This window comes from Geodermatophilus sabuli, from assembly GCF_900215145.1.
Taxonomy (GTDB): domain Bacteria; phylum Actinomycetota; class Actinomycetes; order Mycobacteriales; family Geodermatophilaceae; genus Geodermatophilus; species Geodermatophilus sabuli.
This window is the reverse complement of sequence record NZ_OBDO01000002.1, coordinates 244012-269165: the sequence shown is the minus strand read 5'-3', so window position 1 is coordinate 269165 and position 25154 is coordinate 244012. Positions and strand designations below refer to the sequence as shown.

At 75.6% G+C, this 25154-nt stretch carries 29 protein-coding genes; 9 read left to right on the top strand and 20 right to left on the bottom strand.

Annotation, left to right across the window (positions count from 1 at the left end; all coding sequences use genetic code 11):
• Window positions 1-8: 8 nt before the first annotated feature.
• Window positions 9-689, bottom strand: coding sequence for a response regulator transcription factor (locus CRP39_RS06840; RefSeq protein WP_097205545.1), 681 nt, complete (start codon window positions 687-689; stop codon window positions 9-11).
• Window positions 686-1996: a sensor histidine kinase gene (locus CRP39_RS06835; RefSeq protein WP_097205544.1), complete on the bottom strand. Its 1311-nt coding sequence runs from the start codon at window positions 1994-1996 to the stop codon at window positions 686-688. The genes CRP39_RS06840 and CRP39_RS06835 overlap by 4 nt, the downstream gene beginning before the upstream one ends.
• Window positions 1997-2264: 268 nt before the next feature.
• Between CRP39_RS06835 and phoU the strand changes: the two genes are divergently transcribed.
• Window positions 2265-2921: a phosphate signaling complex protein PhoU gene (phoU, locus tag CRP39_RS06830; RefSeq protein ID WP_097205543.1), complete on the top strand. Its 657-nt coding sequence runs from the start codon at window positions 2265-2267 to the stop codon at window positions 2919-2921.
• 256 nt (window positions 2922-3177) lie between these two features.
• Here the strand turns inward: phoU and CRP39_RS06825 are convergent, their stop codons facing one another.
• Window positions 3178-3939, bottom strand: a complete 762-nt coding sequence (locus CRP39_RS06825; RefSeq protein WP_172442327.1) for a phosphoglyceromutase — start codon at window positions 3937-3939, stop codon at window positions 3178-3180.
• A 91-nt stretch (window positions 3940-4030) separates the two neighbouring features.
• The gene (locus tag CRP39_RS06820) at window positions 4031-4330 is read right to left on the bottom strand and encodes a hypothetical protein (protein ID WP_143426585.1); all 300 of its coding nucleotides are present in this window, start codon (window positions 4328-4330) and stop codon (window positions 4031-4033) included.
• Between the two features lie 58 nt (window positions 4331-4388).
• Here CRP39_RS06820 and CRP39_RS06815 point away from each other — a divergent pair, with 58 nt between their 5' ends.
• The gene (locus CRP39_RS06815) at window positions 4389-5147 is read left to right on the top strand and encodes a methyltransferase domain-containing protein (RefSeq protein WP_097205541.1); all 759 of its coding nucleotides are present in this window, start codon (window positions 4389-4391) and stop codon (window positions 5145-5147) included.
• Here the strand turns inward: CRP39_RS06815 and CRP39_RS06810 are convergent.
• Genes CRP39_RS06810 through mshA form a run of 3 tightly spaced genes read right to left on the bottom strand, consistent with a single transcriptional unit; the run spans window position 5120 to window position 8576 of the window.
• Complete coding sequence (locus CRP39_RS06810) at window positions 5120-6709, bottom strand: MFS transporter (RefSeq protein ID WP_245853653.1); 1590 nt, start codon at window positions 6707-6709, stop codon at window positions 5120-5122. The two genes, CRP39_RS06815 and CRP39_RS06810, sit on opposite strands and share 28 nt — an antisense overlap.
• The gene (locus tag CRP39_RS06805; protein WP_097205540.1) at window positions 6706-7227 is read right to left on the bottom strand and encodes a type III secretion system chaperone family protein; all 522 of its coding nucleotides are present in this window, start codon (window positions 7225-7227) and stop codon (window positions 6706-6708) included. Before CRP39_RS06805 ends, CRP39_RS06810 begins: the two co-directional genes overlap by 4 nt.
• Complete coding sequence (mshA, locus tag CRP39_RS06800; protein WP_097205539.1) at window positions 7224-8576, bottom strand: D-inositol-3-phosphate glycosyltransferase; 1353 nt, start codon at window positions 8574-8576, stop codon at window positions 7224-7226. Before mshA ends, CRP39_RS06805 begins: the two co-directional genes overlap by 4 nt.
• Window positions 8577-8692: 116 nt before the next feature.
• Between mshA and CRP39_RS06795 the strand changes: the two genes are divergently transcribed.
• On the top strand, window positions 8693-9481 hold the full coding sequence (locus CRP39_RS06795; RefSeq protein ID WP_097205538.1) for an SDR family oxidoreductase: 789 nt from the start codon (window positions 8693-8695) through the stop codon (window positions 9479-9481).
• 70 nt (window positions 9482-9551) lie between these two features.
• Here CRP39_RS06795 and CRP39_RS06790 read toward each other — a convergent pair whose 3' ends face one another.
• Complete coding sequence (locus CRP39_RS06790) at window positions 9552-10583, bottom strand: UDP-N-acetylmuramate dehydrogenase (RefSeq protein WP_097205537.1); 1032 nt, start codon at window positions 10581-10583, stop codon at window positions 9552-9554.
• Between the two features lie 34 nt (window positions 10584-10617).
• Here CRP39_RS06790 and CRP39_RS06785 point away from each other — a divergent pair, with 34 nt between their 5' ends.
• The 4 genes from CRP39_RS06785 to CRP39_RS06770 are packed head-to-tail and all read left to right on the top strand — an operon-like array spanning window position 10618 to window position 13396.
• Window positions 10618-11478, top strand: a complete 861-nt coding sequence (locus CRP39_RS06785) for an SAM-dependent methyltransferase (RefSeq protein ID WP_097205536.1) — start codon at window positions 10618-10620, stop codon at window positions 11476-11478.
• A gap of 41 nt (window positions 11479-11519) precedes the next feature.
• Entirely contained in the window at window positions 11520-11732 is a 213-nt protein-coding gene (locus CRP39_RS06780) for a DUF4287 domain-containing protein (RefSeq protein ID WP_097205535.1), read from the top strand.
• A 27-nt stretch (window positions 11733-11759) separates the two neighbouring features.
• Window positions 11760-12539, top strand: a complete 780-nt coding sequence (locus CRP39_RS06775; RefSeq protein WP_172442326.1) for a maleylpyruvate isomerase N-terminal domain-containing protein — start codon at window positions 11760-11762, stop codon at window positions 12537-12539.
• A complete protein-coding gene (locus tag CRP39_RS06770; RefSeq protein WP_097205533.1) occupies window positions 12536-13396 on the top strand; it encodes a spermidine synthase in 861 nt (286 codons plus the stop codon). Before CRP39_RS06775 ends, CRP39_RS06770 begins: the two co-directional genes overlap by 4 nt.
• On the opposite strand, the gene CRP39_RS06765 is transcribed toward CRP39_RS06770, so the two are convergent.
• The gene (locus CRP39_RS06765) at window positions 13386-13898 is read right to left on the bottom strand and encodes an O-acetyl-ADP-ribose deacetylase (protein WP_097205532.1); all 513 of its coding nucleotides are present in this window, start codon (window positions 13896-13898) and stop codon (window positions 13386-13388) included. The two genes, CRP39_RS06770 and CRP39_RS06765, sit on opposite strands and share 11 nt — an antisense overlap.
• A 23-nt stretch (window positions 13899-13921) precedes the next feature.
• Here CRP39_RS06765 and CRP39_RS06760 point away from each other — a divergent pair, with 23 nt between their 5' ends.
• The gene (locus CRP39_RS06760; RefSeq protein WP_097205531.1) at window positions 13922-14125 is read left to right on the top strand and encodes a PspC domain-containing protein; all 204 of its coding nucleotides are present in this window, start codon (window positions 13922-13924) and stop codon (window positions 14123-14125) included.
• Between the two features lie 7 nt (window positions 14126-14132).
• Here CRP39_RS06760 and CRP39_RS06755 read toward each other — a convergent pair whose 3' ends face one another.
• The 11 genes from CRP39_RS06755 to murD all read right to left on the bottom strand — a co-directional run bounded on the left by CRP39_RS06755 (window position 14133) and on the right by murD (window position 23584).
• Window positions 14133-14420 (bottom strand): DUF2516 family protein, encoded by a 288-nt coding sequence (locus CRP39_RS06755; RefSeq protein WP_097205530.1) that lies wholly within the window; start codon window positions 14418-14420, stop codon window positions 14133-14135.
• Between the two features lie 182 nt (window positions 14421-14602).
• A complete protein-coding gene (locus CRP39_RS06750; RefSeq protein ID WP_097205529.1) occupies window positions 14603-15376 on the bottom strand; it encodes a hypothetical protein in 774 nt (257 codons plus the stop codon).
• Window positions 15373-15885, bottom strand: coding sequence for a helix-turn-helix domain-containing protein (locus CRP39_RS06745; RefSeq protein WP_097205528.1), 513 nt, complete (start codon window positions 15883-15885; stop codon window positions 15373-15375). The genes CRP39_RS06750 and CRP39_RS06745 overlap by 4 nt, the downstream gene beginning before the upstream one ends.
• Window positions 15886-15973: 88 nt before the next feature.
• Complete coding sequence (locus CRP39_RS06740; protein WP_245853652.1) at window positions 15974-16918, bottom strand: asparaginase; 945 nt, start codon at window positions 16916-16918, stop codon at window positions 15974-15976.
• 83 nt (window positions 16919-17001) lie between these two features.
• Window positions 17002-17562, bottom strand: a complete 561-nt coding sequence (locus CRP39_RS06735; protein ID WP_097205527.1) for an RsiG family protein — start codon at window positions 17560-17562, stop codon at window positions 17002-17004.
• Window positions 17559-18401 (bottom strand): beta-keto acid cleavage family enzyme, encoded by an 843-nt coding sequence (locus CRP39_RS06730; protein WP_097205526.1) that lies wholly within the window; start codon window positions 18399-18401, stop codon window positions 17559-17561. Before CRP39_RS06730 ends, CRP39_RS06735 begins: the two co-directional genes overlap by 4 nt.
• Entirely contained in the window at window positions 18398-19501 is a 1104-nt protein-coding gene (ygfZ, locus tag CRP39_RS06725) for a CAF17-like 4Fe-4S cluster assembly/insertion protein YgfZ (RefSeq protein WP_097205525.1), read from the bottom strand. The genes CRP39_RS06730 and ygfZ overlap by 4 nt, the downstream gene beginning before the upstream one ends.
• Window positions 19498-19965: a Fur family transcriptional regulator gene (locus tag CRP39_RS06720; RefSeq protein ID WP_097205524.1), complete on the bottom strand. Its 468-nt coding sequence runs from the start codon at window positions 19963-19965 to the stop codon at window positions 19498-19500. Before CRP39_RS06720 ends, ygfZ begins: the two co-directional genes overlap by 4 nt.
• A gap of 10 nt (window positions 19966-19975) precedes the next feature.
• Window positions 19976-20860, bottom strand: coding sequence for a glutamate cyclase domain-containing protein (locus CRP39_RS06715; RefSeq protein WP_172442325.1), 885 nt, complete (start codon window positions 20858-20860; stop codon window positions 19976-19978).
• Window positions 20857-22290 (bottom strand): MurL-like N-terminal domain-containing, encoded by a 1434-nt coding sequence (locus CRP39_RS26720; RefSeq protein ID WP_172442324.1) that lies wholly within the window; start codon window positions 22288-22290, stop codon window positions 20857-20859. The genes CRP39_RS06715 and CRP39_RS26720 overlap by 4 nt, the downstream gene beginning before the upstream one ends.
• On the bottom strand, window positions 22250-23584 hold the full coding sequence (gene murD / locus CRP39_RS06710) for a UDP-N-acetylmuramoyl-L-alanine--D-glutamate ligase (protein ID WP_097205523.1): 1335 nt from the start codon (window positions 23582-23584) through the stop codon (window positions 22250-22252). Before murD ends, CRP39_RS26720 begins: the two co-directional genes overlap by 41 nt.
• Window positions 23585-23748: 164 nt before the next feature.
• Here murD and nhaA point away from each other — a divergent pair, with 164 nt between their 5' ends.
• The gene (gene nhaA / locus CRP39_RS06705) at window positions 23749-25113 is read left to right on the top strand and encodes a Na+/H+ antiporter NhaA (RefSeq protein ID WP_097205522.1); all 1365 of its coding nucleotides are present in this window, start codon (window positions 23749-23751) and stop codon (window positions 25111-25113) included.
• The last annotated feature ends 41 nt before the right edge of the window (window positions 25114-25154 follow it).

The following is a 25154-nucleotide window of genomic DNA, read 5'->3' as shown; positions in this document are numbered from 1 at the left end:
CCCCGCCCTCAGGCCTCGAACTTGTAGCCGAGCCCTCGGACGGTGACCAGGTACTTCGGGTTGGCGGGGTCGGGCTCGATCTTGGCCCGCAGCCGCTTCACGTGGACGTCGAGGGTCTTGGTGTCACCCACGTAGTCCGAGCCCCACACCCGGTCGATGAGCTGCACGCGGGTGAGCACCCGGCCCGCGTTGCGCAGCAGCAGCTCGAGCAGGTCGAACTCCTTCAGCGGCAGCGCGACCGGCTCGCCGTCCACGGAGACGACGTGCCGCTCGACGTCCATGCGCACCGGCCCGGCTTCCAGCGCACCGTCGGCCGGGGCCTCGGCGTCGCCGTGGCGGCGCAGCACGGCCCGGATCCGGGCGACCAGCTCGCGGGCGGAGTACGGCTTGGTGACGTAGTCGTCGGCGCCGAGCTCCAGCCCCACGACCTTGTCCACCTCGGAGTCCTTGGCGGTCAGCATGATGATCGGCACGTTGCTGCGGGCGCGCAGCGAGCGGCACACCTCGGTGCCGGGCAGGCCGGGGAGCATGAGGTCGAGCAGCACGATGTCCGCGCCCCCGCGGTCGAACTCGGCCAGCGCCTCGGGCCCGCTGGGCGCCACGACCGCGTCGTAGCCCTCCCGCCGCAGCATGTAGGACAGCGCGTCGGAGAAGGACTCCTCGTCCTCCACCACCAGCACTCGGGTCATGTCCGTCCCTTCGGGGCGTCACCGGCGACCACGTCGCCGCCGGGCTCGGGGCCGGCGACCGCGTCGCCGGTGGGTTCGGAACCGGCGGATGCGCCGGCAGGATCGAGCGCGGGAGAGCCGCCCCGCGGAGGCAGCGCACGGGCACCAGCGGCGGCGGACGACGCCTCGACGTCCACCTGCGCGGCCAGCGGGACCCGCAGCGTGAACGTGGAGCCCAGGCCCTCCTCGCTCCACACGCTCACCGAGCCGCCGTGGTTGCTGGCCACGTGCTTGACGATGGCCAGGCCGAGGCCGGTGCCGCCGGTGGTCGAGGCCCGCGACTGGTCCACGCGGTAGAACCGCTCGAAGACCCGCGACCGGTCTTCCCGCGGGATGCCGATGCCGCTGTCGGTCACGGTGATCTCCGCGAAGCCGGAGCGACCGCGGGCGCCGACCGCGATTCGGGTCCCCTCCGGGCTGTAGGCGACGGCGTTGGCCAGCAGGTTGGTCACCGCGGTCGCCAGCTGCGACTCGACGCCGCGGACCACCAGACCGTGCTGCCCGCCGGAGGCGATGGTGATCTGCTTGGCCGACGCGGCGAGGCCGGTGCGGTCCACCGCCTCGGCGACGACGCGGTCCACCTCAACCGGGACCAGCTCGGGCAGCGGCTCACCGCCCTGCAGGCGGGACAGGTCGATCAGCTCGCGGACCAGCCGCGAGAGCCGCTCGGCCTCGTGGGTCATGCGCGCGGAGAACCGGCGCACCGTCTCGGGGTCGTCGGCGGCGTCCTCCACGGCCTCGGCCAGCAGGCGCAGCGCACCGACCGGCGTCTTCAGCTCGTGGCCGACGTTGGCCACGAAGTCGCGCCGGACCACCTCCACCCGGCGCGCCTCCGTGACGTCCATCAGCACGAGGGCGACCGGCCCCGGGAGTGCACCGGTCTCCAGCCGGATGCCGTGCACGCCGACCTGCCGCGGCCCCCCGCCGACCAGCTCCCCCGGGAGGTCCACGTCGAGCCGGCGGCGCCTGCCGCTCCGGACGTCCTTGGCCAGCTCCAGCAGCTCGGGGACCAGCAGTCGCGTGCCCCGCACGACACCCAGGGCCCGCGCCGGCGGGTTGGCCAGGACCACCACGTCGTCGGCGTCCAGGAACACGACCGCGGGGTCCATGAGGTCGATCAGCCGGCGGGCCAGGATGGCCTCCGACAGCGGCGGCGCCGCCGGCGGGGGCGAGCGGTCGAAGTCCGGCCGGTTGTAGCGCAGCAGGACGGTGGCGACGAGGGCACCGCCGACGACGAGGCCGACCACGAGGGCGACCGTGGGACTCACGCTTCCTCCTCGCCGCCGCACGCGGCCGCACCTCGCGAGCCCGCTCTCCCCGCCGATGCTAGGCGGCTGCGACCCCCCGGCATCCCCCGTCGGAGTGGCGGCACCAGGCCGTACCGGCACTGTTCACGTTCCCGTGCCCGCTCGTTCACCCGCGGGGCCGGGAACCGGCACGGTTCCGGACCTACGCTCAGGACAGACGCACCGGGACGTCGAGGATCCGGAGCCCGGTGCTGCAGACACGGCCACTCGGCCGACGAGGAGGAAGACGGTGCGCGACAACTACCGCGAGGAGCTCGACGACATCCGCGGCTGCCTGGTGGACATGGCGAACTCGGTGGGGTCCCAGCTGTCCAAGGCGACCACCGCACTGCTCGACGCCGACGTCACCCTCGCCGACCTGGTGATCGCCGCCGACGACCAGCTCGACGCCACCCGCGAGAGCATCGAGCAGCGCTGTTTCACGCTGCTGGCCCGCCAGGCCCCGGTGGCGACCGAGCTGCGCACGGTCATCACGGCCATGCGCATCGCCAGCGACTTCGAGCGCATGGGCGACCTCGCCGAACACGTCGCCAAGGTGGCGCGGATGCGCTTCCCCGACTCGGCGGTGCCCCAGGAGGTGCGGCCGGTGTTCCTCGAGGCCGGCCACGTCGCCGAGAGCCTGGTCACCAAGGCCGGCACGGTCATCGCCAAGCAGGACGTCGAGGCCGCCCTCGAGCTGGAGGAGGACGACGACGCGATGGACCGACTGCACCGCCAGCTGTTCCGCGAGGTGCTCTCCGAGGACTGGCCGCACGGCGTCGAGACCGCCATCGACATCACCCTGCTCGGCCGCTACTACGAGCGGTTCGCCGACCACGCGGTGAGCGTCGCCCGCCGGGTGGTCTACCTGGTGACCGGCGAGCACCGGATCAACGCCGCCGGCTGAGCGACCTGTCGTCCTCCGGACGACACCGCGGTGACACCGTCGTCCTCCGGACGACACCGCGGCCAGGTGCCGTCCCCCGCGGCGCGGAGCCGCTGCCCGTGTCCCGGTCGGGAGGCCCCTCCGGGCCCCCGCGACCGGTCCACCCAGCCGGGTGCCGTACCCGGCTCCTGCAGTCCCGGACGTCGACGGGACCCTTCCCCACCGTGGGAAGGGTCCCGTCCAGCGCTTCCTCGCCGCCCCCTCCGGGGCCGGCTCGTCAGCGCTTCCCCTGGTTCTTGACCGCCTCGATCGCGGCGGCGGCGGCCTCGGGATCCAGGTACTCACCACCGGGCTTGACCGGGCGCAGCTCGTCGTCGAGGTCGTAGCGCAGGGGGACGCCGGTCGGGATGTTGAGGCCGACGACCTCGTCCTCCCCCATCCCGTCCAGGTGCTTCACCAGCGCCCGGAGACTGTTGCCGTGCGCGGCGACGAGCACGGTGAGGCCGGCACGCAGGTCCGGCACGATCGCGTCGTACCAGTAGGGCAGCATCCGCACGACGACGTCGGCCAGGCACTCGGTGGCCGGGCGCACCTCCGGCGGCAGCATCGCGTAGCGCGGGTCGTCGTCCTGGGCGTACTCACTGCCGGGCTCGATGGGCGGCGGCGGAGTGCTGTACGAGCGGCGCCACACGGTGAACTGCTCCTCGCCGTACTCCGCGAGCGTGGCGGCCTTGTCCTTGCCCTGCAGCGCGCCGTAGTGCCGCTCGTTGAGCCGCCACGAGCGCTTGACCGGGATCCACTGCCGGTCGGCGGCGGCCAGCGCCAGCTCGGCGGTGCTGATGGCCCGCTTGAGCACGGAGGTGTGCGCGACCTCCGGCAGCAGCCCGTGCTGGGCGAGCAGCTCCCCGCCGCGGGCGGCCTCGATGCGGCCCTTGTCCGACAGCGGCACGTCCACCCAGCCGGTGAACAGGTTGGCCTTGTTCCACTCGCTCTCGCCGTGGCGGAGCAGCAGCAGCGTCCCGGGGGGTGTCCTCGTCACGCGGCCATCCTGCCCGATCCGGTGCGGCTCGTCGTCGGCCCCGTCCAGAGGCTCGTCCCGAGCGTGCGAGGGATGAGGAGGACGGGGTCCTTCAACCGGTGAGCAGCGGCCACACGACCCACAGCTCGAAGACCGCGGGCGGCACCAGGCCGGTGAGCAACCACGGGCTGCGGACCGGTCTGGCCACCCCCCAGCGCAGCGCCGCGACGACGGCGACGCTGCAGGCCACCGCCACGGTCAGCCACAGCACCACCGCGGGGACGTCGACGACGAGCAGCTGGGCCAGCGCGAGCTCCACGGCGCACAGCAGGATCGGATAGGCCAACGCGGAGGCGGCCACCACGCCCACGAGCGCCCGGACGAAGCGCTCCTGCGTGGGTCCCTCCTGCACCGGCGTCACGCTAACGGCTGCCGGCGGGCACCGGGACCGGTCCGGGCAGGATCACGGCATGACCGCTGTGCAGCGCTGGCGTGACGAGCTGGCCGCGTGGGCCATCGACCCGGCTGTCCTCGCCGCCGCCCCCGAGTCGCCGTACGGCTTCCCGCCCGGGCTGTTCGGCAGCGACCGCCGTCCCGGCCGCACCGTCGACGCCGCGCGGGAGGTGGCGCCGTCCAGCGTGCTCGACGTCGGTTGCGGAGGCGGCGCGGCGAGCATCCCCGTCGGGGCGCCCGAGTTGCTGGCGGTCGACTCCTCCGAAGAGATGCTGGAGCGCTACCGCGCGGCGGCCGGGAGCACCCCGGTGCGGACCTGGTGCGGCCGCTGGCCCGACGTCGCCGAGGAGGTCCCGCCCGCCGACGTCGTCGTCGCCGCGGACGTCGCCTACAACGTCCCCGACGTCGAGGCGTTCGTGGCCGCGCTGACCGCGCACGCCCGACGCCGGGTCGTGGTCGAACTCGGGGACGTCCACCCGTGGACGTCGATGGGCGCGCTGTGGCGGCACTTCCACGGTCAGGACCGCCCCGCCGGACCGTCGGCGGCGCAATTCGGCGCGGTGCTCGCCGAGCTGGGGATCGCCGCCGAGTCCGCGACCGAGCCGCGGCCGGACCCGTGGCAGGACGCCCCGGCGGACGTCGTCCTGGCCTTCACCCGCCGCCGGCTGTGCCTGCCGGTCGACCGCGAGCCGGAGGTGGCCGAGGCGATGCGCCGGTTCCGCGACGACCGGCCGCGCACGTCGACGACCTACTGGTGGGTCGGTACCGCGTCCTGACCGGCGGGACGGCGGCGGCCGGGCAGCCAGGCGAGGACGACGACGGCGGCGACCAGCGTGGCCCCCGCGGTGCCCACCGCGGTGAGGTGCATGGCCGAGACGAAGGCGTCCTGGGCAGGGCCCACGACGCTCCCCGCGGCCGCCGCGACGTCGGCGTCGCCACCGGCGCGGGCGGCCGCCACCGCCTCCAGGGTGGCCACGATCGAGGTGCTCGCCTCCGCCCGGGCGTCCGGCGGCAGACCGTCGACGGCATCCCCCAGATGGGCCGCGTACGAGGCCGCCAGCAGCGAGCCGAGGATGGCCACCCCCAGGGCACCGCCGACCTGGCGCACCGAGTTGTTCACCGCCGCGCCCGCGCCCGCCTTGTGCCGGGGGACGACGGACATGATCGACTCGGTGGTCGGCGCCATGACCGCACCCATGCCCAGGCCCTGCACCGACAGGATCGTGAGCAGCAGCCACAGCGGCGAACCGCCGTCGAGCAGCTGGAACCCGAGGACGGCGGTCGTGATGAGCACGAAGCCGGTGGCCACGACGAGCTTCGCGCCGAGCCGCTCGGCGATCCGCGAGGCCACCGGCGCCGTGATCCCCATGCCCAGGGCCATGGGGATCAGCGCGGCACCACTGGCCAGCGGCCCGTCGCCGCGCACGCCCTGCAGGTAGTAGACGAGGTAGAACGTCGCGCCCATGAGGGCGAAGAAGTTCAGCCCGAGCGCCGCCGCGGCCGCGGAGAAGGCCGGGTTGCGGAAGAGCGAGACGTCCAGGGCAGGGTGGCTGGACCGCCGCTGCAGCAGCACGAAGACGACGAGCAGCACCAGGCCGCCGAGCAGCGGCACGAGGACGCTGGGCGACGTCCAGCCCGCCCCCGAACCGCCGTGGATGATCCCGTAGACCAGGCCCACCAGCGCCGCGATCGACAGCAGCACACCGGGCACGTCCAGCCGCCCCGGTGCTGGGTCCCGGGACTCCGGGACGACGAGCACCGTGGCGACGATGCCGAGGACGGCGACCGGGACGGCGATCAGGAAGATCGCGCCCCACCAGAAGTGCTCCAGCACCGCGCCGCTGGCGAGCGGGCCGCCGGCGACCGCGAGGCCGGCCACCCCGGCCCAGATGCCGATGGCCCGGCCCCGCTCGCCGGGCGGGAAGACGTTGGTGATGACCGCGAGGGTGGCCGGCTGCACCGCCGCCCCGCCGATGCCCATGACCGCCCGCCACACGATCAGCTCCACCGGGCTGTCGCTGAACGCGCCCAGCAGCGAGGCGGCGGTGTAGATCGACAGCCCCAGCACCAGGACCTTCCGGCGGCCGATCCGGTCGCCGAGCACGCCCCACGAGAACAGCAGGCCGGCGAAGACCAGGATGTAGGCGTCGATCGCCCACTGCAGCTGGCCCTGGGTGGCGCCGAGCTCCCGCTGCAGCGTCGGGATCGCGACGTTGAGCGTCGTGTTGCCCATGATCACCACGAGCAGGCAGACCGTCATGGTGGCCAGCACCCACCACCGGCGGGCGTAGCCGGGCCGCTCCGCGGTCGCGGCCGGCACCCGGTCGGTGGTCGTCACGCCCCGGCGTCCGCGGGGCGCGACCTCCGGGTCGGGTCGGCGAAGTCGGCGAACGCCTCGAGGTTGCGCAGCGACTCACCGCGCTTGACCCGCCACTCCCACTCGCGCCGGATCGACGTGCCGAAGCCGATCTCCAGCATGGTGTTGAAGTGGTCGTCGGCGTAGCTCAGCACCGCGCCCAGGATGCGGTCGAGCTCCTCGGGGGTGACCGCCGCGTGCGGCAGCCGGCCGGTGAGGTAGACGTCACCGACGCTGTCGATGGAGTAGGCGACCCCGTACATGCGGGCGTTGTGCTGCAGCAGGTAGGTCCACAGCTGCTCGCGGTTCTCGTCGGGCTGGCGGCAGACGAAGGCCTCCACCCGCAGGGCGTGCTCGCCGACGATCAGCCCGCAGACGGTCTTGAGCTTCTTGGTCCCCGGCAGGTCGACCAGCCAGCGGCCGGGTGCGGGGTGCTCGTGCGCCAGCTCCGCGTCCCGCAGCGTCTGCTCGATCACCGCGTCGAGCTCCCCGGTGCTCATCGGGCCACCTGGGCGCCGAGCGCCCGCACCGCCCCCAGGCCGCGGGCCGCGCGCAGCACCGGGGCGGCGACGGCCTGCCGCGCGGCGGCCGCCATCTCCTCGGCCGCGGCGGTGTAGGCCGCCACCAGCGAGTCGACGGTGCGCTCCCAGGAGAAGGCGGCCGCGTGACGGCGGGCACCGGCGGACAGCAGCTCCCGGCGGGTGAGGACGGCGCGGATCGCGGCGGCGTAGTCGGCCGGGTCGCGGCCCCCGACGAGCACACCGGAGACCCCGTCGCGGACCGCCGTCCGCAGGCCCCCGACGGCGGCGGCGACGACCGGGGTGCCGCACGCCTGCGCCTCGAGCGCGACCAGCCCGAAGGACTCGTTGTGGCTCGGCACGACGGCGACGTCGGCGGCGCGGTAGTGCCGGGCCAGCTGCTCGGCGTGCTGAGGCGGGAGGAAGCGCACGAGGTCGGCGATGCCCAGCTCGACGGCGAGCTGTTCCAGCTGCTGCGGGGCCTCCAGGCCCGACCCGCTGGGCGCGCCGATCACGTGCACCTGGAGCCGGTCGCGCAGCGCCGGGTCCTCGGCGAGCATCCGCGCGGCGGCCTCGAGCAGCAGGTCGGGCGCCTTGAGCGGTTGGATCCGGCCGACGAACAGCAGCACCACGGCGTCGTCGGCGATGCCGAGCGCCCGGCGGGCCGCCGTCCGGTCGCCGGGCGTGAACCGGTCGAGGTCGACTCCGGGCGGGACGACGAGGGTGCGGCGCGGGTCGGCGGCGTAGTGGTCGACGAGCTGGCGGGCCTCGTCCTCGGTGTTGGCGATCAGCCGGTCGGCCTCGGCCACCACCTGCTCCTCACCGATCACGCGGCCCCGCGGCTCCGGCCGGTCGCCGGCGGCGAGGGCGGCGTTCTTCACCTTGGCGAGGGTGTGCGCGGTGTGGATGAGCGGGACGCTCCACCGGTCGCGGGCCAGCCAGCCCACCTGGCCCGACAGCCAGTAGTGGGAGTGGACGACGTCGTAGTGACCGGGCTCGTGCTGCGCCTCCTCGCGCAGCACGGCAGCGGTGAAGGCGCACAGCTGGCTCGGCAGCTCCTCCTTGCCCAGGCCCTCGAACGGGCCGGCGCTGACGTGCCGCACGGTCACGCCGGGGCTCATCTCGACCACCGGTGGCAGGTCGCTGGAGGTGGCGCGGGTGAAGACGTCGACCTCGATGCCGCGGGCAGCCAGCCGGCGGGAGACCTCGACGACGTAGACGTTCATGCCGCCGGCGTCACCGGCACCGGGCTGGTCCAGCGGACTGGTGTGCACCGACAGGGTCGCCACCCGCCGGGGCACGGCCGACCGGGAACGGCGGCGAGCGGCCACGTCCGACCTCCCGCCTCGGCTGGGGGCGCCGGACGGCACCCGCTCGACTCTGCACGTGGGGGCGCCGGAGGCACCCGCTCGACTCTCCATCCTGCAACAGCGCCAGGATGGGGTTCATGCCCGGCCCCTCCGCCCAGTCTCCCTCCACTCCCGCCGACCTGCCCGGCCGGGGCCGCACCGCCGTCGTCACCGGCGCCTCCAGCGGCATCGGGGCGGCCACCGCACGCCGGTTGGCCGCCGAGGGCTTCGACGTCGTCCTCGGCGCGCGGCGGATGGACCGGCTGACCGCACTGGCCGGGGAGATCGGCGCGCGGGCGCTGCCCCTGGACCTCACCGACCCGGCGTCGGTCGAGGAGTTCGCCGGCTCCCTCGCTCGCGTGGACGTGCTGGTCAACAACGCCGGCGGGGCCTTCGACGCCGCCCCCGTCGCCGAGGCCGACCTGGACTCGTGGCAGCGCACCTACGAGGTCAACGTGCTCGGCACCGTCCGCCTGACCAAGGCGCTGCTGCCCGCGCTGATCGCCTCCGGGGCCGGCGACCTGCTGTTCACGGGCTCCACCGCGGGGCTGATCTCCTACGAGGGCGGGGCGTCCTACACGGCGGCCAAGCACGCGGTGCACACGCTGGCCGAGACGCTGCGGCTGGAGCTGTACGACCAGCCGGTGCGGGTGGTCGAGATCGCACCGGGGATGGTCAGGACCGAGGAGTTCACGCTCAACCGGGTCGGCGACCGGGACAAGGCCGAGGCGGTCTACCGGGGGGTGCGCGAGCCGTTGGTCGCCGAGGACGTCGCCGACTGCATCGCCTGGGCCCTGACCCGGCCGCACCACGTCAACGTCGACCTGCTGGTCGTCCGCCCCCGCGCCCAGGCGGCCCAGCACAAGGTCTTCCGCGAGGAGATCTGACCGGAGCGCCTCCCGCCGACCTCCCGATCTGCCTGCGACCTCACGACCTGCCCCGTGACCTCCCCGATGGTCAACGGCGGGTGAGCAGCACCGGGTCGGGCGAGGGCGTCGTCGGCTCCCGCTCGAGGGTCACGCCGAAGCGCTCCGCGACGGCGGCGACCACCGTGTCGGCGAAGGCCAGCAGCTCGGCGGCGGTGGCACCGTCCGACGTCGTCAGGGCCAGGCTGTGGCGGGACGACGTCCCGACCCGGCCCTGGCGGGTGCCGCGGCCGAAGCCGGCGTGCTGCACCAGCCAGGCGGCGCTGAGCTTCACGTGCCCGTCGCCGGCCGGCCAGCTCGGGCAGCCCTCGACGGACTGCGCCACAGGCACGATCGGGTTGGTGAAGAACGAACCGGCGCTGCGGCTGTCGGGGTCGGCCGGGTCCCAGACCATCCCCTTGCCGCGGCGGAGCTCCAGCACCGCGGCACGCACGTCGGCCAGCGGGGCCGGCGTCCCCAGCTCGACACCCAGCCGGCGGGCCAGCTCGGCGTAGCCGACCGGCCGGGACAGCTCCCCGGGCGCCAGCTGGAAGGAGACCTCGAGGACGACGAACCGGCCGGGCTCGCGCTTGAGCCGGCTGTCGCGGTAGGCGAACCCGCACTCCGCGGGCGTCAGCACCCTCTCGACGCCGTCGGCCCGGTCGTACGCGCGCACCGCGGTGATGACCTGCGCGACCTCCTGGCCGTACGCACCGACGTTCTGCACGGGCGTGGCACCGGTCGAGCCGGGGATGCCCGACAACGCCTCCACGCCCGCCAGTTGCTGCTCGACGGTGTACGCGACCAGGTCGTCCCACGGCTCCCCCGCCTGGACGAGCAGCTGCGACCCGTCGCGCTGGACCCCGCGGCTGCGGATGGCGACGACGTCGCCGGGCCAGCCCTCGTCGGGGGCGATCAGGTTCGAGCCACCGCCGAGCAGCAGCAGGGGCCGGCCGGCCGTGTCGGCCTCGCGGACGGCGGCGACCAGCTCGCCGGCATCGGTGACCTCGACGAGCCGCTCGGCGGGGCCGCCCACCGCCAGCGTCGTCAGCTCCGCGAGGCGGGCGTTCCGTCGGACCTGCACGGCTCCACGCTAACCGGGTCTACGCTCTGGACCGGTGAGCGAGGCGGGAGGCGGTGACCACAAGCGCCGGGCCGTCCTCACCCCCAGGAAGGCCAACCCGCGCCTCGCCGCCGGCCGCGCCCGGGCTCTCGGCCTGCCGACGCGGGGCACCACGAACGCCAACCGGCTGCGCCGCGTCGACCGCTGGCTGCTGGCCACCCAGCTCCCTCGGCTGCGCGACGCCGCCCGCCCGCTCGTCGTCGACCTCGGCTACGGCTCGTCCGCCGTCACCACGCTGGAGATGGCCGACCGGCTGGGACCGGAGGTGCACGGTCTGGAGGTCGTCGGCCTGGAGATCGACCCGGCGCGGGTCGCCGCCGTCGCCGCCGACCGCGACCCGCCGCGGGTGGACTTCCGCCTCGGCGGCTTCGAGCTGGCCGGGCTGCAGCCGGTGCTGGTCCGGGCGTTCAACGTGCTGCGCCAGTACGACGAGGAGTCCGCCGCCCGAGCCTGGGAGACCACGTGCGCCGCGCTCGGGCCGGGCGGGCTGCTGGTGGAGGGGACCTGCGACGAGTGGGGACGCCGCGCCGCCTGGGTCGCCCTGGACGCCGACGGGCCGCTCACCCTCACGCTGTCGGCCCGGGTGGCGGACCTGGACCGGCCCTCCGACCTCGCCGAGCGGCTGCCCAAGGCGCTGATCCACCACAACGTCCCGGGGCAGCCGGTCCACGAGTTCCTGCGCGCCCTCGACGGCGCCTGGGCCACCGCCGCCGGGCTGTCCACCTTCGGCCCGCGCCAGCGCTGGACCGCGGCCGTGCAGGCGCTGGCCGACCAGGGCTGGCCGTTCGTCGGCTCGTCGCGGCGGTGGCGGCACGGTGAGGTCACCGTGCGCTGGTCGGCCGTCGCCCCGGCCTGAGCCCGCCCGGAACCGTCCCCGGGATGCGCCAGGATGCGGGCATGGCAGACGCAGTCACGGGCCCGGCCAGCTACTTCCCGTCGATCGAGGCGAAGTACGGGCGGCCGATCGCGGAGTGGCAGGAGCTGATCAGGGCCTCGCCGCTGACGAAACACATGGAGCTCGTCGGGTGGCTGAAGTCCGAGCACGGGATGGGGCACGGGCACGCGAACGCCCTGGTCGCCGCCACCCTGGCGGAGGGCACGCCGGCCTGAGGCGGGCGGTCCGGCACCATGGACGGCGTGACGTCCCTGGTCGGTGAGCCCCTGCGGCTGCGCTGCATCGAGGCCGTCGTCGAGGAGGGCGAGCGGTTCGGCGTCCTCGTCCAGGAGGTCGAGGCCGGGCTGACGGCGGCGCACCTGGACACACCCGTGCCGTGGGTACCCGCCTGGACGGTCCGCGACCTCGTCGGGCACCTCGGCGCCGTGCACCGCTGGGCGACGGCCATCGTGCAGGCGGGCACCACCGAGCCGCCCCCGCCGCCGCCCCGGCCACCGGACGACGGCCTGCTCGACTGGTACGCCGCCGGGCTGACCGACCTGGTGCACGCGCTGCGCGGCACGCCCGGGGACTCCCCGTGCTGGCACATGAGCCCGGCAGCACCCAAGGCCGCCGCGTCGTGGGCACGCCGGCAGGCACACGAGCTCGCCGTCCACCGGATGGACCTCGAGGTCGCCGCCGGCGTCCCGGTCACCGCCGTCGAGGCCGAGCTGGCCGAGGACGGCGTCGACGAGGTGCTGCGGGTCGTCGTCCCCCGCTGGGCGCACACCGAGCCGCTGCGCACCGCCACGGCGAGCGTCGCCGTGCGCAGCACCGACACCGGACGCGCGTGGCTTGTGCGCCTCACCGACGGCGCGGTCGAGGTCCGCGACGGCGACGCAGCCACCGGCGCCACCGGCGCCCCCGCCGACGCCCGGCTCGAGGCACCCGCCGGTGCGCTGCTGCGCCGGCTGTGGGGCCGCCCGGCCGAGGTCGCCGTCACCGGGGACCCGGCGGCCGAGTCCCTGCTGCGCGGCCGATGAGCCGGCGTCCCGTTCCCGAGGTCGTCCCCCCAGGCCCCACGCCGGTGGACGGCGGCACCGCCGAGCTGCTCGGGGACGCCGACCGCGACGGCTCGTGGGTGCTCATGGTCGACGGGACGCCGCAGTCGCACGTCGACCTCGCCGACCCCGGACACCTGGAGTTCGAGTACGTGCGCCGGATCGGCCACGTCCTGGACCTGGCCGCCGACGAGGGCGCGCCGATCGACGTCGTCCACCTGGGGGGCGGGGCGCTCACCCTGCCCCGGTACGTCGCGGTGACCCGCCCCGGCTCCCGGCAGCGGGTGGTGGAGCTGGACCAGCCGCTCACCGACCTGGTGCGCGCCCACCTCCCGCTCCCCCGCGGCGCGCGGATCCGGGTCCGCGCCGCGGACGCCCGCGCCGGGCTGGAGGCCCTGCCGGCGGGGAGCGCCGACGTGGTCGTCAGTGACGTCTTCGCCGGGGCCCGGACCCCTGCCCACCTGACCAGCGTGGAGTACGCCCAGCAGGCGCGGCGGGTGCTGCGCCCCGGTGGGGTGTACGCGGTCAACGTCGCCGACGGCCCGCCGCTGCGCTTCGCCCGCGTCCAGGTCGCGACGCTGCGCGCCGTCTTCGCGCACGTGTGCCTGCTGGCCGAGCCGGGCACGCTGCGCGGCCGCCGTTTCGGCAACCTGGTGGCGGTGGCCTCGGACGCCGAGCTGCCGGCCCCCGCGCTGGTACGCCGCTGCGCCTCGGACCCCATGCCCAGCCGGGTGGTCGAGGGCGCCGACCTCGACCGGTTCGCCGGGCGGGCCCAGCCGGTCCACGACGCCGACGCCGTCGCCTCCCCCGAGCCCCCGGAAGGGGTGTTCAGTCGCTGAGCGCGGCCTCGAACGCCGCCAGCGCGGCGTCGCCGAACAGCACGAACCGCACTTCCTGGACGTGCTCGACCGCCGTGGCGCGCACCCCCGCGACCGCCTGGACGGCGGCGTCCTCCAGCGGCCAGCCGTACACGCCCGCCGAGATGGCGGGGAAGGCCACCGAGTGCGCGCCCAGGCCGTCGGCGACCCGCAGGCTCTCGGTGTAGCAGGAGCGCAGGACGGCCGACCGGTCCTGCGTCGCCGACCAGATCGGCCCGGCGGTGTGCACGACCCAGCGGGCGGGGAGCCGGCCGGCCGTCGTCGCCACGGCTCGGCCGCGGGGCAGCCTGCCGTCGGGCAGCCGCGCCTTCAGCGCCCGGCACTCCGCCAGGATCTGCGGACCACCGGCCGCGTGGATCGCGCCGTCGACGCCGCCACCGCCGAGCAGGCCGGGGTTGGCCGCGTTCACGACGACGTCGACGTCGGCCTGGGTGATGTCACCGAGAACGGCCCGCAGCAGCACGTCTGGACCGTAGGGTCGGGCGCATGACCTCGCCCGTCCGCCCCCCGCTGCGTCGCGACACCCGGAACAAGGTGATCGCAGGGGTCTGCTCAGGCATCGCCCGGCGCTACGGCCTGTCGACCTCCGGGCTGCGCCTGGCGTTCGTGCTCTCCTGCATCCTGCCCGGGCCGCAGTTCATCGCCTACCTGGTGCTGTGGATCGTCATCCCCGCGGACCGCGGCTACTGACCCGTCGTCACCAGCTGCTGCCGCCGCGGCGCAGGCCGCGGACGGCGGGCCGGACGTCGACCAGGTAGACGATCGCGGCGATGATCGCCGGCAAGCCCAGGAAGCTCATCGGGCCCTGCCAGAAGACGACGAGCACCGCGAGCCCGGTGATCGCCGCCCAGGCGGGCTTCGTCAGCTTGCCCGCCGCGACGTAGCCGGCCGCCGGCCGGATCAGCGCGTCGACGAGGGCGTACGCGGTCAACACCAGGGCGCCGTAGTACAGGCCCAGGTAGATGACCCCGTCGAAGGACAGCATGCTCGGAGGGTACCCGCAGGAGCGCCGCAACCCGGGGTGCGCGCGGCGCCCCGGTCACGCCACCACCCGTCGGGGGCACGGCGTCACGGTTCCGCCCCGGCACGGCACAGGGCCCCGGAGCGCGGTGCGCTCCGGGGCCCTGTCCTGTCATCGGTCCCCTGCGGGGAGCAGGGGACCCTCTCTCAGCTGTCGCTCTTGGCCGGCACCACGGTCGGGTCGGTCCGCTTCGCAGTGCGAGCGCGGCTGACGCGGACCGAGGCCTTCGCCGGGGTGCTCTTGCGCGCGGCCGAGCTCTTCTTGACGGGCTTGGCCGGCTCGGTGACGTCGGCCTCGGCGATGGTGGCCTTGGCGGTGTCGGCGGCCTGGGCCGTCTTCTCCTCGGCGGCGTCGACGACCTTGGCGGTCTTCGCCGCGGCCTTCTGGGCCACCGAGGTGACCTCGTTGGAGGCCTCGGCGACGGTCTCGGCGGTCTCCTCGAGGACGTCCTCGAGACGGTCCTCGACCACGTCCACGGCGCGCTCGGCACGGAAGACGACCTTGCGGAAGGTCGGCTGGCGACGCAGCTCCTCGACGACCTCGCCACCGCGGACCGCGAGGGACTCGAGGGTGGCGACCGCCTGGGTGCGGGCGGTGCTGACCAGGTCGGTCACGGTGCTCTTGACCGACTCGGGGCGGACGGCGGCGGCCACGTGCTGGGCCGACGTGCGGGCGGACTGCACGGCGTCACGGGCGCGGCCGGCGGCCTCCTCGGCGCGGGTGCGGGCCTCCTTGGCGGCCAGGTCGGCCTGGACCTGGGCCTCGCCCGGCAGGGCCTCGGCGCGCGAGCGCAGCGTCCCGACGACGGCGCGGGCGCGCTCGACGGCCAGGTCACCGGCGCCGACGGCGGCCAGCAGGACGGTCTTGTTCTGGACGACGACGGTCTCGCCGACCTTCTTGAGGGTCTCGGTGGTGCTCATGCGGACTCCTTCGAGGGGCTGGGGGTGGTGTGGGGAGCTGTGGTCGGTGCAGCGGGCGGGGTCGCGGCGTGCTCACGGACGTAGGTCTCGTAGAGCTCGAGCAGGACGGCCTTGTGCCGCTCGGACAGCGACTCGTCGTTGCGGATCGCGGCCACGGTGTCGGGGTTGCCGGCGCGGCGGTCGAGGATCCCGGCCTGCTCGTACAGCGTCTCGGCCGAGATCTTCAGGCCCTTGGCGATGGCGGCGAGGATCTCCGCCGACGGCTTGCGCAGGCCCCGCTCCACCTGGGAGAGGTAGGGGTTGCTCACCCCCGCGCTGCGGGCGAGTTCCCGCAGGGACACCCGCGCGGCGCTGCGCTGCTCCCGGATGAAGTCGCCCACCTGCGAGCTGGTCGCCGAGACCTTGGACCGCTCGGCGGCCACCGTCTCCGCGACGCTGCCCGCGAGCTGGTCCACCTTCTCGCGGACGGTGGTCACCTGCTCGCGGACGAACTCACCGGGCTTCTGCACACCAGCAACGCTAGCCACAGGTGCTAGCTCTTGCAAGCGGTACAGCAAGCACCAGGGCGTGACACGTCTCACAGTCCGACGGTCCGGCTCAACTCCCGAACGTCACGGCCGAGCACACCTCGCCGACCACGCCGTCCCCGCCGGACACGGGGAGCAGCGACCACGGGCCCAGGCGCTCCGCCGGGACGCCGAGCCGGCGCAGGCCCGCGCACAGGGCCGGGGTGCGACCCCGCTCGCCGCCGTCGTCCAGCTTCAGCGCGACCGCGCCCCGGCCGGGCACCGCGGCCACGTGCACGCCGTCGGCACCGCCCTTGACCAGGAGCCCGTCCACGGCGCGCATCAGGTCGGTGTCCTCGCGTCCGGTGCCGGCGACGAACCACGGGTGGGTCCGCATCGCGTCGGCCACCGCCCGCTCCCGGCTGCCCGGCGGCGCCTCCACCAGCGAGGACACCGCTCGAGCCAGCCCGGTCAGCGGCAGCGCGTGCTGCGGTGCGCCACAGCCGTCGACGACGACGGCGCTGACCGGCGTCCCGGCGGCCTCGCCGAGCCGCGCCTCGATCGCCCGCTGCAGCGGGTGCCCGCGGTCCAGGTAGCCCTGGGTCGGCCAGCCGGCCGCCACGCAGGCCGCGAGCATCGCGGCGTGCTTGCCGGAGCAGTTCATGGCCAGCCGCTCCGGTTCCCGCCCGGTCGCGAGCCAGCCCGCGCGGGTGGGTTCGTGCTGGGGCAGCGCGGGCGGGCAGCCGAGGTCGTCGGGCCCCAGGCCGGCCGCAGCCAGCACCGCCGCCGCGAGCTCCCGGTGCCCGTCCTCCCCGGAGTGCGAGCCGGCCCCGATGGCGAGTTCCTCCCCGGAGCGGGGCGCCCAGCCGGCGGCCAGCAGCGCGGTGGCCTGCACCGGCTTGTTCGCCGACCGGGGGAGGACCGGCCGCTCGACGTCGCCGGCAGACGCCAGCACGTCGCCGTCCGGGCCGACGACGACGACCGCCCCGCGGTGCACCGACTCGAGGAACCCCGAGCGCCACACCTCCACGAGCACCGGGTTCTCCGGCCATGGCGACGTGCTGGAACGGTCACGCTCCCGGGCCCCGCGCCGAGCGTGGGGGGACGAGCGGTCCTCGTTCAGTGGCGGGCCTCGTCGGCGAGGAGCGCGGCGACGTCGGCCTCGCCGTTCTGGTAGCGGCGGCCCAGCTCCGCGGCCAGCCCGTCCATCACCTGCTGCACGCCGCGCCGGCGCTCCGACAACGACGTCTCGGCCGCGGCCAGCGCGCGGGCGGCCGTCTCCAGGTCGGCGTCGCTCAGCTCGGGGACCGTGGACAGGTCGATGCCGCGGGTCAGCCCGTTCACCCAGGACTCGTACTCCTCGGGCGCGGCCGGCTGCACGGTCTGGTGCCGGCCCAGGCCGTGCGCGGGGCCGCGGCCCTTCTCCGCGAGGATCTCCGGCAGCAGGTCGACCAGCGACCGGCCGTCGTGCTCGGCGCGGCGCTGCAGCTCGCGGCGCACGATGTCCAGCCGGCCCTGCAGCAGGCGGCGGGTGTAGGAGAGGTTGACCTCCTCCTGCTCGGCCTTGCGACGCAACGCGCGTACGTCGGCCATCGGCCGCTGCACGGCGGCCTCGAGGAAGCCGGGGTCGAGCAGCGCGTCGACGGCGGCGCCGCCGGCGGGCGTCGGTTCGGGGGTCACGGGGCGGCCTCCACGGTGGTGGTGATGCCGAGCAGGGCTCGGGCGTCCTCGATGGTCATGGGCGGGCGCTGGGCGATCCGGGCGAGGCCGGCGGCGCGGGCCACCAGCTGCGCGTTGTCGCGCACCGGCTCTCCCGGCGCGTAGGTCAGGGTGTCCTCCATGCCGACCCGCAGGTGACCGCCGGCCGACAGCGCGGCCAGCATCACCGGCAGCGAGGTCCGCCCCACGCCGGTCGCGGCGAACGTCGCCCCCGGCGGCAGGTGCGGCAGGCAGGCGGCCAGCGCCTGCGTCGTCCCGGGCATCCCGCCGGGGACACCCATGACGAGGTCGACGTGCACGTGTCCGCCGTGCGGTGGGCCGTACCGGTCCAGGAGCCGGGCCAGGGTGGCCAGGTGCCCGAGGTCGAACACCTCGTACTCGGGCACGATCCCCCGCTGCTGCATCCGCGTGTGCAGCTCCACGATGAGGTCCCACGGGTTGCTGAAGACGTCGCGGCCGAAGTTGACCGTGCCCAGCGACAGCGACGCGGCGTCCGGCTCGGCGTCGAGGACGGCCAGGCGCGCGTCGAACGGGTCGGTCACCGCCCCGCCGGTGGACAGCTGCACGACGAGGTCGGTCGACTCCCGGACCGCGGCGACCACCTCGCGGACCCGCCCGAGGTCCAGCGTCGGCCGCGTCTCGGCGTCGCGGACGTGCAGGTGGACGACCGCGGCGCCCAGGGCCTGGCAGTCCCGCGCGGTGGCCGCGACCTCCTCGACGGTCACCGGCAGTGCCGGGACGTCGGCCTTCGCCGACTCCGCCCCCGTCGGGGCGACCGTGATCAGGGTGCCGGAGCTCACCGTTGGATGGTGGCAGACCGGACCGCCCGCACCCGGTCGCGGGCCGCGGCGCGCGCGTCGTCGAGCTCCGCCTGCGCGTCGTCCGGGTCGATCGCCGCCCGCGCGCCACCCACGGTCAGCTCGGCGTCCGCCGTCACCGACTGCTTGACCAGCGCCAGGGCGATGACGCCGAGCTCGTGGTGCCGGACGACGGTGCCGGCGCGGCCCACCTCGCGGGTCCCGCTCAGCACCGGCGTCCCGGGGGCGGGCAGCTCCTCGCTGAGCCCGTCGAGGTGCAGGAGCACCAGCCGCCGCGGCGGGCGGCCGAGGTTGTGCACCCGGGCCACGGTCTCCTGACCGCGGTAGCAGCCCTTGTCCAGGTGGACGGCGCTGCTCAGCCAGCCGGTCTCGTTGGGGATGGTGCGGTGGTCGGTGTCGACACCGGAGCGCGGGCGGCGGGCCTCCACCCGCAGCGCCTCGTGGGCGTCCCGCCCGGCCGGCGTCGCCCCCGCCGCGAGCAGCGCCTCGGCCCGGGCGGCCAGCTCCGAGCGCGCGACCAGCAGGTCGACGACGTCGGCGCCGTCCCCGATCGGAGGCATGCGGCGCGCCCAGCCGCCGCCGTCCACGGCGAGCACCGCGTACGGCTCCGTCGGCACCGGCAGGCCGGCGGCGGCCAGCACGTCGGCCCCGCGGGGCCCGACCAGCGACAGCAGCGCCCACTCGGCGGTGACCAGGGCCGGCTCCACGCGCAGCATGAAGCGCATCCGGTCGAGGAAGGTGTGCAGCTGCTCCCCGGACCGCGGCTCGACGTCGACCCAGGTGGTGCCGGCGAGGTCGGCGAGGACGAGGTGGTGCTCGACGTGCCCGTTCGGCGAGAGCAGCAGCGCCTCCGCGCCGGTGCCGTCGGCCAGCCGCTCGAGGTGCTGGGTGGTCAGGCTGTGCAACCAGGTGAGCCGGTCGGCGCCGGGGACGGCCAGCACGTCCCGGTCGCTGCGGTCGACCAGGCCGGCGCCCTCGGCCAGCGCGCGCTGCTCCCGCAGGGGGTCGCCGTAGTGCGCCGGGACGGATCCGTCCTCCACGGCGACGGCGCCCGGGCGCGAGAGGAGGGGTGAGGTGGTCATGAGTGCTCCGTTCCAGCGCGTTCACGGCAGGCGCGGCACGTCCCGGACAGCGCGACGTGCCCCACGTCCAGCTGGAAACCCAGGTCGGCGGCCAGACGTTCCGCGGCGCTGTCGAGCAGCGCGGGGTCGGCGGAGACGATCGCGCCGCAGCCCTGGCAGACGACGTGCAGGTGCGGGTGCTCGGCGGCGTGGTACACCGGCGCGCCTTTGCCGAGATGGGTGTGCCAGACCAGTCCGAGCCGCTCGAGCAGCTCGAGGGCGCGGTACACCGTCGAGGTGTCGGGGGCGGCGCCGTCCGGGCCGGCCTCCTCGCGCAGCCGGGCGCTGATCGCCTCCGGCGTGGCGTGCTCGAGCGAGGCCACCGCGGTCAGCACCCGCTGGCGCTGGGTGGTCAGCCGGAGGCCGCGCGCCCGCAGGCGTTCGGCCAGGGGGGCGGCGAGCTCCGTGCGGGACGAGTCGGCCACGCCTGTGAGCCTAGGCCCGGGCGAGATCCCGGAGTTCGGCCAGCAGGTCGGCGTAGGCGGGCACCGGCACGCCGTCCACCGACGCCCCCGGCGCCCCGGTGACGCCGTCGACCGCCCCGGCCGCGGTGGCCGCGTCGAGCACGGCGGCGTCGACGGCGGGGTCCAGCAGCGCCCGCAGCGCCGCGCCGTGCCCGGGCACCAGGACGGCGAGCGCGGCCACCAGCGCCGAGCACCCCCAGTTCGACGTCCCGGCGGCCACCAGCGCACCCACCGGCACCCGGCAGGCGATCCGCTCGCCGTGCGCCACCTCGGCCGCGACCACGGCGGCCGGCACGTTGCCCATGCCGATCTCGTTGCCGCCGTCCCCGACCGCGCCGGTGACCAGGCCGGGCAGCGCGAAGGCCGCGTGCAGCGGCGCGGTGGACGCCGTGATGTCCACCGCCCGCATGGTCATGACCCGCCCCTCGGCGTTGGGGCCCAGCCGCTCGACGGCGACCAGGTGCGACAGGTCCAGCGCCCCGACCCGGGCGGCGACGGCGTCGTCGGCACCGAGCGGGACGACCGCGAGCCGCCCGGCACCCAGGACGTCCAGGCAGGCGCGGGTCACGTCGGCGCAGGGGTCGTCGGTGACCACCACCGGGTCCGCGCCGATCCGGGCCAGCGCCGCGGCCAGGACGGCGGTGCCGACCGGCCCGTCGGTCTCCGCCGCGGGCGCCGGCGCCCAGGCGATGTGCACGCCGGTGACCAGACCGACCCGGCTGCCGGCCGCCCCGGCCGTGGCGAGGTCGGCGGCCAGCCGCCCCAGCTGGCCGCGGACCGCGGCGCCCAGGGCGGTGACGTCGCGGGCACCCGGCCGCAGCACCGCCTGCTCGATGGCGACCAGGCGGTCCCTCACCGGACCGGCGGGCGGGCCTCCGCCAGCACCCGCTGCAGCGACTCCAGGTACGCCGGGGGGACGGCGTGCGGCCCGTGCGGCTCGAGGAAGCCGGCGACCGTCGCGCCGGTCACCGCCGCGAACGAGGCCGCCTCCTCCCCCAGCGCCCGCACCACGGGGAAGCCGCCCCAGGCCGTGCTCCGCGCCAGGTGCGCCATCGCCGCCGCGCTCTCGGCCCGCTCGCCCACGCAGTCGAAGGGCTTCTCGGTGGCCCACAGCACGCGGAAGCCGTCGGCGAGGGAGGTGTCCTCCAGCGGGTTGCCCCCGAACATGGCGACCGCCTCCTCGGGGGTGAGGAAGACCGCGAAGCACAGGAAGGTGAACAGGCACTTGTCGCAGTGCAGGCACCACCGCTGGGTGGCCCGCCCACCCAGGTGCTCCTGGGTGTAGGAGCGGTTGCAGCTGAGGATCTCCTCGCGCAGCCCGGGCAGGGCGGCCACCGCGGCGACCGTCGCGAGCTCCGACAGCTGCCGGGTGAGGCTGAAGTACCCCACGTCGAGCTCGGCGGCGGCCGCGGCGAACAGCCGCTCGAACTCGTAGGACTTCGAGTACTGGTGGTTCACCCGCGCTCCGTCGACCTCGAGGGTCTCCTCGTCGGCGGAGCGCTCGTTGGCGAAGACCACCGGCCCGAAGCCGCCCAGGACGGCGACCAGCGTGGAGATCGCCGAGTTGATCGCGGTCACCGGCACGTGCCCGTTCAGGCCACCGGCCCTCGTGCGCTCGGCCAGCAGCGGGTCCAGCCGCCGGCGGACGCCGATCAGCGGCACCCCCGCGGCGGCGGTGACGTCGCGCTGGGCGCCGGTCGGGTTGATCGCCAGCGCCGTCGCCGGGGTGACGACCACGAGCGCCAGCGCGGAGTCCTTGCCGCCGCCCACCGGCAGCAGCGCGCCACCGGCGGCGGCGTCCGCGGGCGGCGGGTCGGCGGGACGCAGCTCGACGTCGAACTGCACCGCGTGTGGCACCGGCAGCCGGTTGACGGCGGCGAACTCGCCGAGACCGTGCGTGTAGGCGGCCTCGGCGACCGCGAGCTGCGCGGCGGTCAGCGGCCGGGTCACCGTCACCCGGCCGGGCGCGCGCAGCTTGTAGTAGCTGGTGCCCATGACCAGGTGGACCAGGTCCAGCGCGGCGTCCAGCCGGGCGAGGTCGACGCCGGCGACGTGCTCGGTGTCCAGCACCAGCCGCTCGGTGAACTCGTCGTCGCCGAGCCGGTAGGTGAACGCCGCCTCGCCGGTGGTGAGGTCCAGCGAGCGCTCGGCGACGACGAACGGGTCAGACGATGCTCCCCGGTCCGACTCCGCGTCGCGGTCCGCTCCTCGCTCGTTCCTCGCTGCGATGCTCCCGCGGCTGTCGTCAGACGGCTCGCGCACCGGCGTCCCGGAGGATCTGCTCATAGGTCCGCGCCAACTCCTCGTAGTTCCGGTAGCGGTTGTAGCTGGGGGCGCCCGGCGACAGCAGCACCACGCCGCCGGACGGCGTCGCCCGCACCGCCTCGACGACGGCCTCGGGCAGGCCCGTCGTCTCGATCACCGGGGGCTCGACCCGGCGGTCGGCGGCCGCCGCCCGGACGTCGGCGGCCAGCCGCGCGCCGGTGTCGGGCACGGTCACCACCCGCACCGCGCCCTCCCGCGCGACGACGGCGCGGGCCAGCTCGGTGTAGTCCAGGCCGCGGTCCTGGCCGCCGGCGATGAGGGTGACCGGCCGCGCGGCGAACGCCTCCAGCGCAGCCAGCACCGAGACCGGGGTGGTGCTCAGCGTGTCGTCGACGAACGTGACGCCGTCCCGGGTGGCGACCGGGGCCAGCCGGTGCGGCAGAGCCCGGAACCCGCCCACCGCGGCGCGCACGGCGTCCCCCGTCGCGGTGAGGTCCACGCCCATCCGGACGCAGGCGGCGAGCGCGACGTGCACATTGGCGACGTTGTGCACGCCCGGCAGGTGCTCGGGCCGGAACCCGGCCGCCTCGGCCGCGGGGACGACGTCGCCCGGGTCGACCAGCAGCGACGGCTCGAGGTACCGCTCGGCGATCGTGCGGGCCTGGGGACCGACGACGACCGACCCCGGGGCGCACCCGGCGAAGACGTGCAGCTTGTCGCGGTAGTAGGCCTCGACGCCGCCGTGCCAGTCGAGGTGCTCGGGCGCCAGCGAGGTGATCGCGCCCCAGCCGGCGAAGTCGTCGACGGCCGCGGCCTGGTAGCTGGAGACCTCCACGACCAGCGACGTCCCGTCGCCGACGGCGCCGTCCAGCAGGACGTCGAGCAGCGGGGTGCCGATGTTGCCCGCGTGCACGGCGGGCCGGCCGGCCGCGGCCAGCACCGCCGCGGCGAGCGCGCTGGTGGTGCTCTTGCCCTTGGTGCCGGTGACGCAGAGGGTCGGCACGCCCCGGGCGCCGAACTCGGCGAGCGCCAGCCCGGTGCCGGAGGTGACGGTGGTGCGCGCGGCCAGGGCCCGCGCCTCCTCGCGGTAGGGGCTGATGCCCGGCGAGCGGACGACGACGTCGCAGCCGGTCAGGGCGGCGACGTCCGCGCCGCCCTCGACCCCGGGCGGCAGCTGCGCGGGGTCCGGGGGGGCGGCGTCGACGACGACGACGCCCGCCGCGCCGGACGCCAGCGCGGCACGGACGGCGGCGCGACCCTCGCGCCCGTGGCCCCAGACGCCGACCCGGCGCCCGGCCAGTTCAGCGAGCCTCACCGGCGCCTGCGGGTGGGGACGGCCGGGCGGGGACTCACGCTCCCCACTGTACGGAGCAGCGGTCGCGCCGAGCCCGCGCCGCCGGGACCGGTAGTGTCCAGCCCTGGTGTGCCGGGAAGTCTGGTCGGCGGCGTCTCACCCGACCCCTCCCCCTGGAGCCACCCGTGACCACACCCACCCGCCTGTTCGGCCGCGGCTCCTGGACCGAGGCCAGCCGCGTCGCCGCGGTGCTCCGCCGGGAGACCGTCGGCGGCGCGCTGCTGCTCGCCGCCGCCGCGGTCGCCCTGGTCTGGGCCAACTCCCCCTGGGCGGACAGCTACGAGGCGCTGCGCGACACCCGGGTCGGCCCGGCGTCCCTGCACCTGGACCTCACCCTGGGCACGTGGGCCGCCGACGGGCTGCTGGCCATCTTCTTCTTCGTGGCCGGGCTGGAACTCAAGCGGGAGTTCGTCGCCGGTGACCTGCGCGACCCGCGCCGGGCCGCGCTGCCGGTGGCCGCCGCCGTGGGCGGCATGGCCGTGCCGGCGCTGTTCTTCGTGCTGTTCAACCTCGGCCGGGACGACGGCGCCCTGCGCGGCTGGGCCATCCCCTCTGCCACCGACATCGCCTTCGCCCTCGCCGTCCTGGCGGTGATCAGCACCCACCTGCCCAGCGCGCTGCGGACGTTCCTGCTCACCCTCGCCGTGGTCGACGACCTGCTGGCGATCGTGGTCATCGCGATCTTCTACACCGACGACTTCTCGGTGGTCCCGCTCCTGTTGGCGCTGGTCCCGCTGGCCCTGTTCGGGCTGCTCGTGCAGAAGCGGATCCGTTCGTGGTGGCTGCTGCTGCCCCTGGCCGCCGGGACGTGGGTGCTGGTGCACGAGTCCGGCGTCCACGCCACCGTCGCGGGCGTGCTGCTGGCCTTCACCGTCCCCGTCGTGCGCAGCGCGGCCGCCGGCGGGCCGGACGCCGGCCCGGGGCTGGCCGAGCACCTCGAGCACCGGCTGCGCCCGCTGTCGGCCGGGGTGGCCGTCCCGGTGTTCGCCTTCTTCTCCGCGGGGGTGGCCGTCGGCGGGCTCTCCGGCCTGACCGCCTCCGTCACCGACAGCGTGGCCGTCGGCATCGCCGTCGGTCTCGTGGCCGGCAAGGCGATCGGCATCACCGCGGCGACCTGGCTGGTGTCCCGGTTCACCCGCGCCGAGCTGGACGAGAACCTGGGCTGGCCGGACGTCGTCGGCCTGGCGCTGCTCGGCGGCATCGGGTTCACCGTGTCGCTGCTCATCACCGAACTGGCCTTCGGGCTGGGGTCCTCGACCTACGACCACGCCAAGGTGGGCATCCTCACCGGCACGATCGTGGCGGCGGCCCTGGCCGCCGTCGTCCTCCGGCTCAGGAACCGCCGCTACCGGCGCATGTACGAGGAGGAGCGGGTCGACCACGACGCCGACGGCATCCCCGACGTCTACCAGGTCCGGACCGTCGACGACGACGCCGAGCACCGTGGACCGGGGCCGGGGCGCACGGCAGGCGGTTCCGCTGAGAGCTGAGAAACGACGTTGCCGCCCCCTCCGGCGCGACGTACCGTCGA